The 16,922-nt window shown below is 47.9% G+C and carries 21 protein-coding genes; 17 read left to right on the top strand and 4 right to left on the bottom strand.

Features of this window, described 5'->3' with window-relative positions; translation table 11 throughout:
- The first annotated feature begins 100 nt into the window (after positions 1-100).
- A complete protein-coding gene (locus tag FYJ45_RS25665; RefSeq protein ID WP_154467935.1) occupies positions 101-1,297 on the top strand; it encodes an AAA family ATPase in 1,197 nt (398 codons plus the stop codon).
- Position 1,298: 1 nt separating this feature from the next.
- Positions 1,299-1,757, top strand: coding sequence for an RloB family protein (locus tag FYJ45_RS25660; protein WP_235931017.1), 459 nt, complete (start codon positions 1,299-1,301; stop codon positions 1,755-1,757).
- Positions 1,758-1,920: 163 nt separating this feature from the next.
- Here the strand turns inward: FYJ45_RS25660 and FYJ45_RS31565 are convergent, their stop codons facing one another.
- A complete protein-coding gene (locus tag FYJ45_RS31565; protein ID WP_268890979.1) occupies positions 1,921-2,049 on the bottom strand; it encodes a hypothetical protein in 129 nt (42 codons plus the stop codon).
- An 80-nt stretch (positions 2,050-2,129) separates the two neighbouring features.
- On the opposite strand from FYJ45_RS31565, the gene FYJ45_RS25655 reads away from it, so the two are divergent.
- From FYJ45_RS25655 to FYJ45_RS25600, 12 genes are all read left to right on the top strand, one after another.
- Positions 2,130-2,555, top strand: a complete 426-nt coding sequence (locus tag FYJ45_RS25655; RefSeq protein ID WP_330588833.1) for a DUF4320 family protein — start codon at positions 2,130-2,132, stop codon at positions 2,553-2,555.
- 8 nt (positions 2,556-2,563) lie between these two features.
- Positions 2,564-3,064: a hypothetical protein gene (locus FYJ45_RS25650; protein ID WP_154467934.1), complete on the top strand. Its 501-nt coding sequence runs from the start codon at positions 2,564-2,566 to the stop codon at positions 3,062-3,064.
- A gap of 70 nt (positions 3,065-3,134) precedes the next feature.
- On the top strand, positions 3,135-3,701 hold the full coding sequence (locus FYJ45_RS25645; RefSeq protein WP_154467933.1) for a DUF6550 family protein: 567 nt from the start codon (positions 3,135-3,137) through the stop codon (positions 3,699-3,701).
- Positions 3,702-4,137: 436 nt separating this feature from the next.
- Positions 4,138-4,677, top strand: coding sequence for a decarboxylase (locus tag FYJ45_RS25640; protein ID WP_154467932.1), 540 nt, complete (start codon positions 4,138-4,140; stop codon positions 4,675-4,677).
- On the top strand, positions 4,674-5,165 hold the full coding sequence (locus tag FYJ45_RS25635) for an adenylosuccinate lyase (protein ID WP_154467931.1): 492 nt from the start codon (positions 4,674-4,676) through the stop codon (positions 5,163-5,165). Before FYJ45_RS25640 ends, FYJ45_RS25635 begins: the two co-directional genes overlap by 4 nt.
- Positions 5,166-5,281: 116 nt before the next feature.
- Positions 5,282-6,511, top strand: coding sequence for an ATP-binding protein (locus FYJ45_RS25630; protein ID WP_330588832.1), 1,230 nt, complete (start codon positions 5,282-5,284; stop codon positions 6,509-6,511).
- 105 nt (positions 6,512-6,616) lie between these two features.
- Entirely contained in the window at positions 6,617-7,216 is a 600-nt protein-coding gene (locus tag FYJ45_RS25625; protein WP_154467930.1) for a hypothetical protein, read from the top strand.
- Between the two features lie 44 nt (positions 7,217-7,260).
- On the top strand, positions 7,261-8,358 hold the full coding sequence (locus FYJ45_RS25620) for a DUF4313 domain-containing protein (protein WP_154467929.1): 1,098 nt from the start codon (positions 7,261-7,263) through the stop codon (positions 8,356-8,358).
- Positions 8,355-8,678, top strand: a complete 324-nt coding sequence (locus FYJ45_RS25615) for a hypothetical protein (protein WP_154467928.1) — start codon at positions 8,355-8,357, stop codon at positions 8,676-8,678. Before FYJ45_RS25620 ends, FYJ45_RS25615 begins: the two co-directional genes overlap by 4 nt.
- A gap of 69 nt (positions 8,679-8,747) precedes the next feature.
- Positions 8,748-9,455: a DUF4313 domain-containing protein gene (locus FYJ45_RS25610; protein WP_154467927.1), complete on the top strand. Its 708-nt coding sequence runs from the start codon at positions 8,748-8,750 to the stop codon at positions 9,453-9,455.
- A 27-nt stretch (positions 9,456-9,482) separates the two neighbouring features.
- Positions 9,483-10,139, top strand: a complete 657-nt coding sequence (locus tag FYJ45_RS25605; protein WP_235931016.1) for a hypothetical protein — start codon at positions 9,483-9,485, stop codon at positions 10,137-10,139.
- A gap of 11 nt (positions 10,140-10,150) precedes the next feature.
- Positions 10,151-10,828, top strand: coding sequence for a hypothetical protein (locus tag FYJ45_RS25600; RefSeq protein ID WP_154467926.1), 678 nt, complete (start codon positions 10,151-10,153; stop codon positions 10,826-10,828).
- A gap of 82 nt (positions 10,829-10,910) precedes the next feature.
- Here the strand turns inward: FYJ45_RS25600 and FYJ45_RS25595 are convergent, their stop codons facing one another.
- From FYJ45_RS25595 to FYJ45_RS25585, 3 genes are all read right to left on the bottom strand, one after another.
- A complete protein-coding gene (locus FYJ45_RS25595) occupies positions 10,911-11,093 on the bottom strand; it encodes a helix-turn-helix domain-containing protein (RefSeq protein ID WP_154467925.1) in 183 nt (60 codons plus the stop codon).
- A complete protein-coding gene (locus FYJ45_RS25590) occupies positions 11,090-11,497 on the bottom strand; it encodes a sigma-70 family RNA polymerase sigma factor (protein WP_154467924.1) in 408 nt (135 codons plus the stop codon). The genes FYJ45_RS25595 and FYJ45_RS25590 overlap by 4 nt, the downstream gene beginning before the upstream one ends.
- 728 nt (positions 11,498-12,225) lie before the next feature.
- A complete protein-coding gene (locus tag FYJ45_RS25585) occupies positions 12,226-12,627 on the bottom strand; it encodes a winged helix-turn-helix domain-containing protein (protein ID WP_154467945.1) in 402 nt (133 codons plus the stop codon).
- Between the two features lie 292 nt (positions 12,628-12,919).
- On the opposite strand from FYJ45_RS25585, the gene FYJ45_RS25580 reads away from it, so the two are divergent.
- The 3 genes from FYJ45_RS25580 to FYJ45_RS25570 all read left to right on the top strand — a co-directional run bounded on the left by FYJ45_RS25580 (position 12,920) and on the right by FYJ45_RS25570 (position 16,800).
- A complete protein-coding gene (locus tag FYJ45_RS25580) occupies positions 12,920-13,669 on the top strand; it encodes an ABC transporter ATP-binding protein (protein ID WP_154467923.1) in 750 nt (249 codons plus the stop codon).
- 144 nt (positions 13,670-13,813) lie between these two features.
- The gene (locus FYJ45_RS25575; RefSeq protein WP_207708456.1) at positions 13,814-15,655 is read left to right on the top strand and encodes an ABC transporter permease; all 1,842 of its coding nucleotides are present in this window, start codon (positions 13,814-13,816) and stop codon (positions 15,653-15,655) included.
- 119 nt (positions 15,656-15,774) lie between these two features.
- Positions 15,775-16,800 (top strand): hypothetical protein, encoded by a 1,026-nt coding sequence (locus FYJ45_RS25570; protein WP_154467921.1) that lies wholly within the window; start codon positions 15,775-15,777, stop codon positions 16,798-16,800.
- Positions 16,801-16,922 lie beyond the last annotated feature (122 nt).

Below are 16,922 nucleotides of genomic sequence, written 5' to 3'. Positions count from 1 at the left end.
TTTTAGCCCCATCATATCCGATTTTTATTTTTCGTTTGCGTTGATTTTTCACAAAAAACGGGTTATAATATATTCAAACAAGAATTTAGGAGGTTGTCTTATGCTGATACAATTTAGTGTAGAGAACTATCTTTCTATCAAAGATAAAGTTGTGTTATCCTTGCTTGCCAGCAACGATAACGAGCATCCTGAGCATCTTATCGCGGATACGAACAAAAAGCATTTGAAGTCTGCTGTTATTTACGGAGCCAATGCTTCCGGAAAATCCAATGTTCTCAACGCATTCTGGTTCATGGTGAACTATGTGCTGACTTCGCATAACCAACAGCTCCATAAGACCATTGAGCGTGTCCCCTTCAAGTTTGACAGGGAACCCCCCACTCAACCCAGCAGCTTTGAAGTCATCTTCACTGCAAATGGCATCCGGTATGCGTATGGCTTTTCTGTAACAGATAAAGCGGTTATTGAGGAATACCTGTATTACTATCCCAACGGCAGGCAGGCACTCATTTTTGAACGAAAAGAAACAAAGGATTTCCGCTTTACAGTCGATGTTGATGAACAAAATACGCTCAAAGAACGCACTTCTGCCAACAAGCTTTATCTGTCGGTGGCATCGAACTGGAGCTATTCCAAAGTAATCCCGGTTCTGGAATGGTTCGCTTCCTGCCAGATCATCACCAAAAATTCCGTTGCGGACGCCTATGGCCTTGAAGCAGAGCAGCTCAAAGATGACGATTACCGGCGTGTGATTGCATCCATGCTGCGTGTTGCGGATTTTGGAATTCAGTCTCTGCAGCTGCGTGATTCGGAGCCTGCTCTTTCCAAGCGCAGCGATGCCTTTACCAATATTGATGCTGTCCATATCGTCCAGGGCACTGATGGAAATTCTTCTTCCTATACGCTGAACATGACGGAGGAATCCGACGGTACCAACAGCTATTTCAAACTGATCGGTGTTGTGAAAAAGGCTTTGGACCAGGGAACACTTCTTGTCGCCGATGAGATAGACGCCCACCTGCATCCTCTCCTCACAAAACATCTGGTCTCTCTTTTTAATAGTGCAGAGTTCAATCCCAACGGGGCACAGTTGATTTTCACATCACATAACACCAATCTTCTTGATTTGGATGTGCTGAGAAGAGATCAGATCTGGTTTACTGAAAAAGACGAAAAAACAGCGGCTACTGATTTATTCTCCCTTTACGATTTTTCCGTCCGCAAAGATACCAAAGTCGAGAAGGGCTATCTGATCGGTCGCTATGGTGCAATCCCCTTTATCAAAGGAGGGCTGTAAAATGGCACGCGGACAGATTGAAAAGCGTGGACAGCGACGCAGAAAAGTAAAACCTGTCATTCTAATCGTAACGGAAGGTTCGCAGACCGAGCCAAAGTATTTTGAACACTACCGCAGCCGGCAGACCAACATTGATATTCGTGTGGTCGGCAGCCGCACCAGCGCAGGAGAAACCGATTACCTCAGCCTGATTCGGAAAGCTGTGGAATATCAGAGCAAAAACCAGATATCCATATCCGATGGAGATGCTGTATGGGTAGTTGCGGACGGTGATGTAAACTACAACAATCCTGACCCTATCGCTGCCAAAGACAGCCTGCTCTCCAGAGCAAGGAAAATAGCAGATACAAAGGGGATTCAGATTGCACTCTCTAATCCCTGCTTTGAATTTTGGTACCTGCTGCACTTCCAGTACACCACAAGGTTCTTCAAGGACTATCCGCAGTCAAGACTGCATTGACCGCTTACCTTCCGGATTATGAGAAATCGGGCGATGTGTATGCACAGTTATCTGAGCATACAGCCGATGCACTCCGTAACGCTAAGCGTGTGGAACAATACCATCTTCAAAACAGCGGCAACAAACCGTTCGGGATTGCCGTCAACCCATTTACCGACATCTATCAGCTGGTGGAATCACTTCTGTAGCCACGGAAGCAATATTGGCACAGGTTTGTCCCTGCATTGGCACAGTCCTGCTCTTTCCCCGTAAATCCATATCTGTTATACTTGGTACAGTCAAAACTTCGCATTACAGCCGCTCCGGTTTGGGGCGGCTGTTTTAATTTCAGAAAAGGTGGTGGTTCCTATTCTCTTTCAAAAAGCCCGAAAGGTGCTGAACAACGAGCGGGGTGAGGCCAACTATTTCAGTACGCTGGTCTTCATCTTCATTGCCGTTCTGCTGCTGGCCTTTATCATCGACCTGTTCAGCATTATTTCTACCAAGCAGGAGCTTGACCATGCCGCCGATCAGATGGTCAAGCAGATCCAGCTCTCCGGCGGCATCAACAGTGAGACCGATGACCTGTTCGATTTTTTGTGTTCCCAGATTGAGGGCGCCGAAAACATCTCTTACTCCATTGATGCTACTTACAAATCCCCCAGACCGTCTGGTATGACAAATGCCATACAGCTGGGTTCGCCTTTTTTCATTACCATTGAGGGCGATGCGAAACTGGGCGGGTTCTGGAATTTCGATCTGGTCAACATCACGGTAGTCGCCAGAGGCAGCGGCGTCAGTGAACACTACTGGAAGTGAGGTGGCTTATGAATCGCATATTCCTGCGGCTGAAAAAGCCGCTGCGCAACGAGCGGGGTGAAATCACTTTCTTTGCCTGCTTCTTCGTGGTGGGCGTTGTGATGCTGATTTCCTTTCTGCTCCTGTACGCCTCCATTCGGATCACCTGCATCAATATCCGCAATGGCGCCAAGATGGAGCTGAACAACCTAAGCGGTACGATTTACGCAGATACTTACCGCTCCCAGCACGAAACCAACTTTGAAGAGTATCTGCGCACGCTCTATTCCAGCAGTGATTACACGGAAATGCTGGAGGAAACTGTAGCAGGCGGCTTGGATTCCAAAATCCCCCTCTCAACAGAAGACTATAAGATCTCCAACATCACTTTGGAATTCAATGTAGTCGGCGACCGGGTCGAGTACATCTTCTACTGCGACGCAGAATTTTATGTCCGGATGTTCGGTCACTCCTATCCCGCCATTACCCAGCGGATAGAGCTGACCGGCTACCACAACACGAAATTTTAGCCCTGCTGTTGAAATCCTGCTTCTTTCCGGAGTATAGGATATTTATAAAACAAAAAAGGAGTGACCAACTATGAAAAAGTTCTTTCAGTCAAAAGGTTTCATCGTTTCTTCTCTTGCCGCCCTGTGCGTGGTGATCCTGGGCGTATGCTGGTTTGTGAGCCGCGATAAGCCTCCCGAGTTCAAGCCGGACGAATCACCGCCCAGCAGCACGACCAGCGACTGGTCCGACAATGGCCGCGAGCCCGGCAATGATGAAACGAATGGCGCAGATGCCTATAAGCCCGGCCAGACCGCTGATCCCAAAGAGGAATACCCCAAGGTAATTGAGGAAGAGGATAAAGAAGTTGTGATCGACTTCACACCGGACAGCGAAAAGCTGCAGCCGGAGCCTCCCGCACCCCCTAAAGCCACAGGGGATCTGGAGAACCCTTCCGAACCTCCCGCCTATGAACCGGAGCAGGTTGCACCGCCTCCGACTGAACCCCCTGCGCAGGACAACACCCCGGCGCCCGGTTCCAGTAACGGGAATGGTGCAATCTATGACCCTGTATTTGGCTGGGTCGTACCCGGTGATACACAGCAGTCCACCGGCCACAGCGATGGCGACATGAATAAACAGGTCGGCAACATGGGATAACGCTTTCCTTACAACTGAATAACGGACACGAAAGCCGTCACCGCATTTCTTTTTGCGTGACGGCTTTTTCTATCTTTCAACGAATGGAGGGTGATGTACTTGAAACGATTTTTTGCCCTCCTGTGCAGCATTGCCATGCTATGCTGCCTTTTCTCCACCACGGCTCTCGCCACCGGTGGCAATGGCAACATTGACGGAGGCGGCGGCGATATGGGTCAGGGCACCAGCTCAAACTTCTGGACTCCCGGCAACGATGGTGTACGCATTACTGTCGTGGACGCACAAACATTACCCGACTACCGCCAGACGGTCTCCCAGAGAGCAGGCTCGTCTGCGTACCTACAAAAGTTTTGCGTGTGCCCATGCCAGTGTGCATGAGCACTGCCGCCACTTCCGGCGTGGATAAGCGCCTGGAAGCTACCCACGGAGGATGCCTATGGAACGAGATGAATTACGCACCGCTCTTGTAACCCATTTGGAGACCCTGCGGCGTAACCTGCAGGTGGTTTCCATGGAGGTGCTGAAAACCAAATACAAGAAACCTTTTGATGTACTGCGGCAGGATATTTGCAAAGCCGCTACCGCCTATACCCGTTTTTTGGTGTTTGACAACATGCGGATCAAGCACAAATATTTTGACGAAGCTGTACCGTACATTGATGGGGCAATCGCGCAGACAAAGCGGCTCAAGGAGATTTCAAAAGCTGCCTTTCAGCGGCAGGACATTGAGGAAATCGAATCGTTGGCTCTTGCACTGCGCAGTGAGATTGAAGCGGCACTGCAGCCCTTCTATGTGGAGCACATGTGCCTGTATGTGACGCCGGAATGCTTCATAGAACCACTTAAAACGCCGGAAATCTATAACGATGCGACTTCCTGTGTCTGGCGTGATGGTACCTGGCAGCTTCTGGAGGACACCAGCGAAGGGCTCCTGCTCTTTGTCCGGTCCAAACCGCAAGAGGAGGCCGCCGCATGAAAAAAACAGCCCAACAATACTTAAACAGCGAGGCTCATGGCTATCTCATGGAATCCAAAGCCTGCAAGCTCCTGCTGAAAGATTTTGAACGCATCCGCGCTAAGCTCAGGCGGCATATCGAAAAAGAAGCTGCCGAGCGGGAAGCCGAATTTGAAGCAGCTGTGCAGTATTGCAGTGAAGCCGATATTCAGGAAGCCTATGGCTGGGAATTTATCACCGAACAGCAGTACGAGCACTATCTTGAGTTATTCCGCCAGGGGCGCAAGGCACTTGACGAACACAGCCCCACGGTAACGGAACTGGCCCTCTCCATTCTGAACCGGATTTTTCAGGACATCGACCGTGACTGCCGCCAATATGCGTTTGAGGCGCTTTCACCGGAAGAACAGCTTGCCCAGCGAAAACGGGCTGAAGAATCTCAGGAGGCATGGAAACAGTACATCGCTGACTTAAAAGAAAAGATGCGTTCTGCTGCTGAGGCAGAATAGACAAACATGGAAGACAAATTTTGTATTGTCAATCTGTGTACTTGCAAAACCAGATTATTTCGGCTAAAATAAGAGTATAATATAATATCAGCCGAAACAAGAAAGGAGGAACGCCTGTGTATATCACGCGACACATGGAAAAACCGGTGCTGGAGTTAAACGAGCAGTACCCTGTTCTTCTGCTTACCGGTCCCAGACAGGTAGGGAAAACCACCATGCTGGAGCATTTGATGGAAGTCGAGGGCAGGGGACGCACCAAGGTCACTTTGGATGACCTTACTATACGCGAGCTTGCCAAGACCGATCCAAAGATGTTTTTCCAGCTGTATCAACCGCCCCTGCTCATTGACGAAGTGCAGTACGCACCGGAACTGTTCCCATATATCAAGATCATGGTAGATGAGCGCCATCAGCCCGGAGACTTCTGGCTGACCGGCTCCCAGCTCTTTAAGATGATGGAGGACGTACAGGAATCTTTGGCCGGCCGGGTGGCTCTGCTTCATCTCTCCCCGCTTTCTCAGAGCGAGATCATGAAGCAGCCTGCCGAGGCGCCATTCAGTCTGGAGCTGCCCCTTTTGTCCAAACGCCAAAAGGGCCGCACCATGCTGACCACGCCGGAGATCTTCCAGAAAATCCACCTGGGCGGGATGCCTGCTCTGGTCACCGGTACCTATGCCAATGCCGGCGTTTTCTATTCCAGCTACATCGACACCTATATGGAGCGGGATGTGCGGCGGCTTTCCAGTGATATTGACAGCTTGAAATTTCTGCGGTTTCTGCGTTCCGCTGCCGCCAGAGTTTCCCAGCAGGTCAACTACAAGGGCATTGCTGACGATGCAGAGATCAACCAGGCTACAGCCAAGAGCTGGCTTCATGTTCTGGAGGCGCTGGGTATCATCTTTCTGCTGGAGCCTTATTCCAACAATGTGCTCAAGCGCACCGTGTCTACGCCAAAGCTCTACTTCTATGACTCCGGCCTTGTCTGCTACCTGACCCGTTGGAGCAGCCCGGAAACCGCCATGGAGGGCGCTATGAGCGGTGCTTTGCTGGAGAACTATACGGTGGCAGAGATCATCAAGACCTATCAGAATGCCGGACAGGAGCCATTCCTGTACTATTACCGGGATAAGGACGCCAGAGAGATCGACTTGATTTTGGAGCGGGACGGAAAGCTGTTCCCCATCGAGATCAAGAAGATGGTTTCACCGCCCAAAAAGCTGACGCAGGTATTTGACTTGATTGACAAATCCCCGCTGCAGCGCGGTACCAGCGCCATCCTGTGCATGGCAGACCAGCTGGGGGCTTTCGACCAGGACAATCTGATTGTGCCCATCTCTCTCATTTAACCAAAGAGCCTTGCCATACCACCGGTGCGGCGCATAACTACAAAGGGATCGACAGACTGCATTTTGCGGTCTGCCGGTCTCTTTTTCTGTTTGGAGGAAAACCTGATGATAAAACGACAAATATCTTTTCTGTTTGAAGACCTGGGATACTGCAAAGATGTATTCCGCACCATTGCAGAACCGGTACGCTACTACAACCGGGATACCGAAAGCGGCGCATGGTACAGCTCTACGCCGGACTGGCATGAAAATGACAGCCTGATTCGGGAAGATGTTATTTTTGAAGTGATCTCAGACGGCACCGTCTGCGCTCTGGATGGCAATGGCAGCTTTGAAGGCAAGAAGCCCTTCGTGCCCTTCTACCAATTCCAACAGTCACTGGTGCAGTCCGTTCATGCGCAGCATCCACAGCTGAAGGGCTATGAAGCAATGAAGGAGAAACTACTCTCCCTGCCGGGTGCGAAAGAAGCGATTGGACATGGCTGGTACTGGGAAAACTGGGTCTTTGCCATTGATGTTGAAAATGCAACGGAGGAAGCGGTGGACTCAGCCCAATGGCTGAATAACCAGTACGACATTCTGGCTGTCCACTATACCCACAAGCCCACCGGCTTTGTCTTTATCAACTACCGGTTCCGCAGCAAAAAGCTGAAACCAAAATCCACCAGCCATGACCTGCTGCTCTACGACTGGGAAAACAAATAATCACACCGCATAAGCAAGCGGTACCTACACAAGGAGGAAGCGAAATGAAGATTCATGAAGACCGTTCCCATGTAAATATCGATACAAAATGGTTTACCAAAGGCTATGCCAAAGAAGATGTCCATACACTGCGCCTGCAGTTTCTCTATGACGAGGCAGAGCAGGCGGCTAACCGTCAGTTTCAGGACAGCCATACCGATGAAGAATGGAATCAGCGTATCCGGGAGGCAAGTAAAAACAAAAGTGCCGCCATGGAACCGGTTATGTCGGCCATCGCACAGGAATTCGTCTGCTTTCAGTATGCTGCCGATGACCCTGCGCCTTATGACAGCGACCAGTGGGATCTGTTCTTCTGGTGCAACAGCTTTCCAAGTTCTCTGGCCTTATCCGGGCGTGATTTCTCATACTTTACCCTGACATTCAACGAGCGGCAGACATGGGAAAAACGGAACGCCGTCTGTCAGCAGGTACTGGATTTCCTGCATACCCGTTTCCAGAACCACCCCAACCTGAATGTCTCCATACAGTATTCCATTTGGTTTGACCACCCGAAGATCCACGAGGTAATAGAGCGTATCAAACCCCGGCTGGAGGGACAGTGTTGCGTTTATGACCAGAAAGAGGGCAGACTGCTCCTGCAGGACGGCGTGCTGCTCTTTAAGCCCAAATATGCCAAGAAACACGTTTGCAGGCTGAGCCAGAGCGATATTCTGACTCTCAGCTGGGAACTTGGTATAGAAGATGAAGAACCGGCTGCTGAGGATAGCACGCCAATTACCTTACCCTATGAAAAATATGGCGATACGCACCCCATTCAGCTGCAGGTGACCTACTATCTGAATGGAAATCTTGCCATAGAAATGATAGCCTGGGATGACGAGGTTCCGGAGCCCTGGGCGACTCTCACCGTCAACCTGCCCGGCCAGCGGCAAAAAGACCATGCCTTTATCGACACCAATGCCGATTCGGAATTTCCTGTCTGGCTCATTCGCCACGGTCTTGCGTTGCCCACCGGCCGCACCATGCAGAGCGGGTTCTGCACCTATCCCGAATATCGTTTTCGTGCCGACCGGCTGCAGGAGCTGGACCCGGAAGGGTATGCAGACTATCTGAAAAACCTTGAAAGGCGGTGCAGTGCATGAAATATAAGGCAGTTTATGATGTGCTGAATGAAAGGCGGCAGACTATCCCCGGCTTCTGCTACGATGACCGCAGCGGCTGGCGTGCTTCCCCCCAGACCTACATGACCATGCAGCGTCCTTTATGGATCATTGCTGAAGATGTTGCCGCAGGCAGGCGTCTGTGGATCACCCAGGAAGGCGCCCGGTTTGGCATTGCCATTCGGAGAATGGATGAGCAGAAGCAAAACTATGGTCCTACCTATCACATCACTTGTGAAAACAGGACAAAGCTGGCTCAGGTTCTGCGCTGCCAGTTCGAGTCAAAGACTTTGGCTGTGTAAACACACACCAACAAGCACCGGCAATCTGCTTTTTTGCAGGCGCCGGTGCTTCCTTGGAGGAAAACGCTTATGAATACTCTTGCATTTACGCTGGGCGAACACATATCCTGGCTGGCTTTGAAAATCAGCACATATCCCAATGGCAATCTTGCCATCAAGATCTACGAAAGCGACTGCGACAGCCTGACTTTTTGGGAAAGTCTTACCGTCAATCTCAATGGCATCCGCCCTGATCACTGCGCTTTTATCAATAGCAAAGCTGCAGAAGGTCAGCTGCCCGCATGGCTATTGGAAAAGCAGCTTGCTGAACCAACCGGACAGATTTATGAGGCAGACGGCATCTGCTATCCGGAATTCTTATTCCAAACCAGACGTCTTTGTGCGCTTGACCCTGATGGACACACCCTCTATACCCGGTGCCAGAAAGGTGAACTGGGGCGCCAGTTTGAGCGGTTGTATATCGCCCTGCGCCGCCTGTCCCGTGAAATCAATGGCTTCACTTATACCGATTATAGCGGCTGGCGGTGCATGGAGGGCTCTTCCGCCACGCTTCCGCTTTGGATCGAAGCATCTGATCCGGCTCATGGGCGCCAATTTATATTTACACTGAAAGGTCCCGCGCTGCAGACTACCATCCGCTGTGCAGACGGTACGGAAAAAAGGTACACTTACCGGCGCAAGGAAGACATAGCTTCTGATTTGATCTCCCTATTTCAAAAAGAGCTGCGTGTCTACCCACCCTGGTCGGAAGAAAGAAGAAAACAACATGAAACTTGAAAATCAAAGATAAAGGAGACATCTACTATGAAAATTCGTATTTACCCCAAATCTCTGTTAGAAGCTGTATGGCAGCAGGATAAGCTGCTCTTTACCCCGGAGGCGGAGCAGCCGCCTCTGTGCCTGCGGTGCGGTCAGCCGCTGAACCGCAGGCTGATGGTCAATGCTTTGAGCCGGTATGCCGATGTTCACATCTGCGAGGCGTGCGGCATGGATGAAGCCCTGCGTGACGCCAACCACTGCCCGCTTCCGCTGGAGGAATGGGCGGCAGTCAAAAACGGTTTGGCTGAGGATCTGCCTGATTGTGAAGAAGTGCTGCTCACAACTGTTTGCTCCTTCGAGAATCTGTTTCAGCAAGGTTCCCGGCCAGCCAGCGAGGTAGCCTACTCCCGCTCTGACTATGACGGGTGGAAATGGTGGACCACCTGGCACCAGTGCCAAAAGGATAAGCCTGTTCTGGAGGCCGCCCGTGAGATCGACGCCTTCCAGAATGCACTGTTTGAACTGCCGGAGCTTCAAAATCTGGACACCTTGGCACGCTTGTGCCGGTGCCATGCACAGCCTACCAGCGATCCTACCGAATTCAACCTGTTTTCGGAAACTGCTTATTTTCATATCTGGCTGCGGCTGATTACCCGCCACCAAGATTATAATGTCTATGTCCATTATTACCTGAAGGATTAAGGTTCTAACAAATGAGCAACCGAGCGGCCAGAGGAATATCCTCCAGGCCGCTCTTTTCTTTCTGCCATGACCTTCATGCTTTCGTTGACGAACTTATGGGAGAACGGTATAATAAAATCAGCCAAAGACGAAAAATATCTTCCATAGCAAAGGCGGTGATTTATATGGCTGCACAGCATTTTTCCAATCCATCCACCTCACAGACTGCAGAGATCAGTGTGGAATATTTCCTGCTCTATTACAATATAGCTTACCAACGTGATAATATCGCCGCTCTGAATCAGCTGTGCGACCGATACCCCATCGCCTCTGAACAGGCTTTTGACATTACCCGGCATACTTCTGATTACTATGCGGACTTCTGCTGGTTTCCGATTTTAACGGACACTATGCGGTTCTCAGAACGATATGTACTGAATATCATTTCCTACCTGCTGGGCACCTTGCGTCCGCCCAAAACATACCGTCTGTATCTTCAGCGCAATATCACCTATCGGGAAACCTTCAACTATGCTGTAAACCGTTTCCAGCGCGACTATGATCCAGACGCCCTATGGAACAATTTCTTTATGGAACTGGCAGAATTGCGGAAAATCATAGAACTGCGAAAAATCCGGGATTTTTATGAACTCTCATACCGGGCATCTGAATATTTCTCCTGTGTGTATGCACCATATCGGAGACCATAATCGTTACAAATGGCAAACTACATAATTTAAGTCAGAGAGAAAGACTCCGAGATAAAGAACTCTCGGAGCCTTTCTCATTGACTTAAATCTTAAACAATTTGATGGCCTTCAGCAAGATAATGCTTAGTTCCTGGTACAGATCCTCGTCAAGCACACCGTCGATAATAGCGTACTTGAGCAACAGCGGCCGGTACATCAACAATATCGCTGTAATGGCGTCTTCATTGCCGGCTTTGGCACTGCGAAGCATCCACTCAAAATTCATCTCCTGTCACCTCCCTCAATGCTCTTTTTGAACTTTTGAATTGTCCGATAGTAAAGCGCAGCCACCCCTTTATAGGACAGCCCAAGCTTTGCTCCCAAGGTCTCAAAGTCCGCTTCCTCCAGCGTTCGAGCCAGGAACACCTGGCGTTCCCGCTCATTGAGCTTCTGCAGCGCCTCTAAAAGCGCCCCATTCTCAATGGCGTCCATAAGCGGCAGACTGTCCATGACCCGTTCTTCTGAGCTGGGTTCGGATTCGTAGACCATATCTACGGTGCACTCTGCGCTGCTGCGCTTATAAAGCTGGATCAGATAATCATTTCTCCGGCGCTTGACTGCCGAAACTAAGTATGCAGTAAATCTGAATTGCAGGTCATCTCCTGCCTGTCCGTTATTCCTTTGCCACATGGCATATCCTCCGTAATCTCAAGATTTCAAAGCGAATTGAAATCCTGCGACGGAGGACCACGAGCCCGGTAATAACACAAGAAAAGCAAAAAGCAGCCAACTCTGCGCATAAACGCAAAATCGACTGCTCTTAAAACAAATGCATTAAGTTGCCCGCTATGGGGCGAACTATGCCCAGGGGCAGGAGGCGGTTTTTCTCCTTTCGAGGCAAACTCGCGCTGCCTCCTGCGATGCCATGCGGCAAAGTTCCCCCTTATTCTTGTAGTAAAAAAAGCTGTGTGTCTCGGCTGAACGGAATGGCAGAACAACTCAATGCGGCGTATGGTATTGCCCATTCCGCATCAATCTCCTTTATCTGCTTACGCGGCCGGCACACAGGCGGCGTCTCATCTCCTCTCAACAAGATAGGGATCTGGCAGCGCGATCTGCCGCCCTGCCGATATTGTATTTCATTTTCTTAATATGCTATATGACCTTCTCCTTACAAAAAAACGGCCTGTTTCCATTGCGGAAGTCAGTCCATTTTTGAACTGCGTCATTGCTGTTTTCCTGTATTTCTGGCATAATCCCTCGTTCCTCCCTTATATTTTGTAAAATGCTACCATAATACTATTGTAGTTGAGAGGTATTAGATATTCGTGAGCCAAATATAAGGAAAACATAAGCGTTCGACAAGAACCGACAAAATAGGAGGGATATACGCTGCTATCCCTCTCATATGTTATCCATTATTCTACAAACCGATACCCAATACCCCAGACGGTTTCAATACACTCTCTCCCAGTCAGCTCCAGCAGGATCTTCCGCAGCCCGCTGATATGATACCGGATCGTTTCGTTGACCTGAATCGGCTCTGCACCCTCCCAGACCATCGAATAGATTTGAGTTTTCTGAAAGGTTCTGCCGGGATTTCGTGCCAGCAGGTAAAGGATCTGAAACTGCTGGCGGCCTAATGTATAGCTTATCCCATCATGCTCGATCCGCGACTCCAGCGGATGCAGGCTCAAATTGCCAATCTTCAGCAGAGGCTCCATGGGGAGTTCTACCTGATGGTATTCCAAAGCACCCAGGCTATCAATAAGACGCTTGAGCAAAGCTTCTTCTGAATCTTTGAAAGTCAAAATCATCATTTTTCCCACGGAATCACCTCCTCAAAACGCGATCTTTTCGCCATACACTTAACAAGGGGTTTTAGAATTTTACTTTATTACACAGATACTACGATTCAACGCTATAAAAAGCAGAGTAAGCAAATCTCTGAAATAACAGGTTGCTAACGATAGGTATGTGTCGCAAATATTTTATCAAACCCGAATAAATGTGGCATGAGTAAATCACGCAATCTTTTTTGCGTGATTTACTCATGCCCTTTTTTCCCCTGTTCGCTATACTGTTAGCGTACTACGAAAGGAGCGAACAATTATGAGTACATTATTACAGGTAAACGACATAACCAAAATCTATCAAACCCAGCCCAAGCCGGGGCTGGATCATGTTTCCTTTGATGTGATGCAGGGAGAATTTCTCGGTATCATGGGCGCCTCCGGTTCTGGTAAAACAACGCTTTTGAATGTACTTTCCACTATTGACACACCCACAAGCGGCAGCATCAATATGGAAAACATCAAGATTCAGGAGCTGAATCAAAGGCAGGCAGCCGATTTTCGCAAAGACAATCTTGGCTTTATTTTTCAGGAGTATTTCCTGTTGGACAGTCTGACTGTACAGGAAAATATTGCAGTCTCTCTGACCTTACTGCACAAAGGCGCAAAAGAGATTGACAAAAAAGTAATGGAGCTTGCAGAGCTATTCGGAATTGCTTCCCAACTGAAAAAATACCCCAGTGAGTTATCCGGTGGTCAGCGTCAGCGTGTTGCCGCTGCTCGTGCAATGGTAAAGCGTCCGCCACTGATTTTTGCAGACGAACCAACAGGTGCATTGGACAGCAGCTCAGCAACAGAATTGCTTTTTGCTCTCTCGGAAGTCAATCAGACTTTGGGCACAACCATTTTAATGGTAACCCATGACCCGTATGCAGCGAGTTATACTGACCGCATCCTGTACTTTAAGGACGGACATATTATTTCTGAATTGAAGCGGTGCAACAGGGATCGCCGTGACTTCTATGAGGAAATCATGCTGGAAGCTGCCAGACAGGATAAACAGCGGTAAGGGGGCGATTCCATGAAATTATCTGCTATTGCCTTGAAAAATCTGAAACGGAACTTCTCCTTCTATTCCCTGTACCTGTTTTCCGTTTCCTTTGTCCTGATGATTTACTTCTGCTTCACCTCTTTTTCCATGAACCAAGTGATTATGGAAAAAATATCTTCGGATGGTCGGGTAGAAACCATGTGTCAAACAGTAGCGGTATTCATTATGGCTTTTGTCATTTTCTATATGTTCTACTCCAACAATTTTTTCATGCGGAGACGGATGAGAGAATTAGGAATTTATTCTCTGCTGGGGTATCGAAAATCTGCAATGTTGGGGCTGTTGACCTTTGAGAATATCTTTATTTGTTTTGGCGGTATGATTCTCGGTATTCTGACAGGCAGTGTTCTCCATAAAGGAGTCATCGCTGGAATCGTTGCACTTTTAGGAATTACCATAGACCAGTCTGCAATCCCTTTGATTTATCCGGCAGCGGTAAAGTCAATCCTATCTTTTGTTGTAGTAGTATTGATTACATTGACATTATCCAATGCAAGATTGCTTCAAAAGTCCACCTTGCTTGATTTGGTACGGCTGGAAAAGAAAACGGAAAAGCCCATTCGGGTTCATTTTATCACTGCATTTATGGGATTATTCTGCCTGCTCTGCGGTTATGGCCTTGCTCTTGATATGATGCGGGGAAGGAAATCTGTTTGGTACACCATCGGATTTTCTCCTATTGCATTGCTGACAATGCTTTTAGTCGTTGCAGGAACCGTATTTTTTATTTATTCTTTCTTACCCTACGCCTGCCAGAAAATCAGGCAGAAGAAACGTTCTCTGTATAGAGCAAATACCATTATCGTGGTTCCGAAGTTTATGCACCGCATCCGTTCCAATGCAAAGTCTTTAATTCTGCTGATTCTATTATCAGCCGGAACATTGGCAATTTTAGGAGCAACAGTATTATCCGTGTGGTATCCTCTGGCGGCTCTGGAGCGGATTATTCCATCTGCTATGGAGTACCGAATCACAGATGATGCGGAAAAACAAAGCTCGTTAGACGCACTGGATCAGGCAATCGGCAGTGAAACATACCAAAGCCATGAAACCGCTCTACTAAAAGTAACTGCAACATCAGAAAATCTCCCGGTGGAATATAATATCAGCGCAGAAAAAGGCCGTATTCCGGGATTTGAATGTATGAGTCAGTCGGACTATTTTGCACTTATGGAATTACAGGGGAAAGCACTGCCCTTCAAGGAACTTGGAGATAATGAATGCGTTCTGATAAAATACCGCCCGGATACAGAGCAAGCCGATGTTGGCGCCAAATACACATTGATAGCAGCCGAATCCCCTGTTTCAACTGTTACCGTCAGAGAAACCAGCCTGCAAAATGCGCTGGGCTTTGGAAACAGCGTTGGGACTTTGGTCGTTTCTGATACAGTGTACCATGCTCTGAATCAGATGAATCCTGAGAAAATCCGGGTAGTCAGTATGGATGGTGAAAATATGCGTTCCAATGAAAAAGCATATCTTGCACTGAAAGCAGCCATGCCAGAGAATCCTTATCTGGTATCGGCATGGCAACGACAGAATGAATTGATTCGGGAAAACAGTTCGACCTTTTTACTGATTTGTTTTGCAACGATTATTTTCCTGATTGCAACCGGAAGTATTTTATTTTTTCAAAATATATCTGCGGTCTCCTATGATAAATCCGATTATGAGATTATGCAGCGAATGGGGTACAATGAGAGCATGATAAAGAAATCTGTGCGGCGACAAGTCCAGATATACTATATCATTCCCTATGTAATAGGCTTGCTGCACAGCATTTTTGCCATTACCTGTTACAAGTCAGCTCTCATGGATGACTTGCTGGGAAAAAGCAGTGCTGTCTTAGTTCCGGTTCTGTTCTCGATTGCAGTGTTTTCTGCCATCTATGCGATTTATTATCAACTAACCAAACATTCCTGTTATAGAATTGCCTTAAATTGAGGATAGCGGCTGGTATCCAAATGGGTCCCGGCCGCTTAGCTATTCATAAAGATTTAAGATTCACAAACTTGAACTGACAGGCAAACGACAGTACAATGAAAACGGATGGAGGTGGATACATGCAAAACGCATACTTTTCCCGGCAGATATTTTTCGTTTTCAATCAATTTGCTATTATCTGCTATCTTGGATACATGGCAGTACAGAATGATTATATCGGACAAAACTTCCTGATTCATTTTCTGCTGCTTTCACTCCTGATTTTTGATGCCGAATACATTTCATATAAGAATGTGAAGAATAACAAAACCTTAAACCACTTTGCCCTGTTGCTGTTGCTGCTGGGATGGCAATTCCTGCTGTATCTTTTTGATTTTCGTCCACTATCAGATACAGTATCAACCATGTTGCTCCCCGTTTGTTTCTATCAGTCGATCTATTTTGTGCAGGTATTCTTATTTCAAGAATCTGCTTACCGGGGACAAAAAACGCTGCTTGCATTTTTGAAAGCGACCTGTATCATGGCTGTCCTCTGCTTTTTTCTTTCAGACCGGGCTTTTTTTGCTGCCTATCAAATACAAGTCTTATTCTCAACGGTTGCCCTTATCGTTGCAGGCATCATTCAGAGAAAACGGATTGCTTTTGTAGCAAAAAGCCAAAGAAAGTGGCTGCTCTTTTCCGGTGTATTGGTCTTTCTACCGCTTATATGCTATATTACTGTGTTCCGCAAAAGCGCTGCATATTTGGAAAACCTGGGGAGCTATATTCCTGTTATGCTTACCTTTGTCACTATTCACAATATCGTTTTTCAATATCGCCCGCAGCAGGTGCAGTTTTTAGCTCTGCCCGGAGGGAATCTTGCCCTTCTCGCCTTTGTTGGGCTGGCAGGATTTTTTGGTGTCGCATACCTTTTCAAAATTCCTCTTATGGCAATTTTCATGGGTATCCATATTGCGATGCTATTGGTCCTTATTTTCAATGTGCTTCTATATGTACGAGTTTGCAGCCATCCAACAGATTATAATAACGCCGCAGATCGTCAGCATTTCTATGCCTATTCGCTGGAACAGATTAAACGGGAAGAAAAACTGAGAAAAGACTTTTCAAACTATCTGCATGATGATATTTTACAAGATCTGCTTTGAACCAAATCGCACATGCTGTGCAATAGCCTTTCTTATCTTTTCTCTGCACCGTTGCCACGGTGCTCTTTTTCTTTTACAATAGCCTTATCCTTATGAAAGGAAAAACCCTACGGATGAGTGCT

Origin of the sequence: Eisenbergiella porci, assembly GCF_009696275.1 — a bacterium.
Lineage (GTDB): Bacteria > Bacillota > Clostridia > Lachnospirales > Lachnospiraceae > Eisenbergiella > Eisenbergiella porci.
Note: the sequence above shows the minus strand (reverse complement) of the source record. Positions and strands in the feature narration are given on the sequence as shown.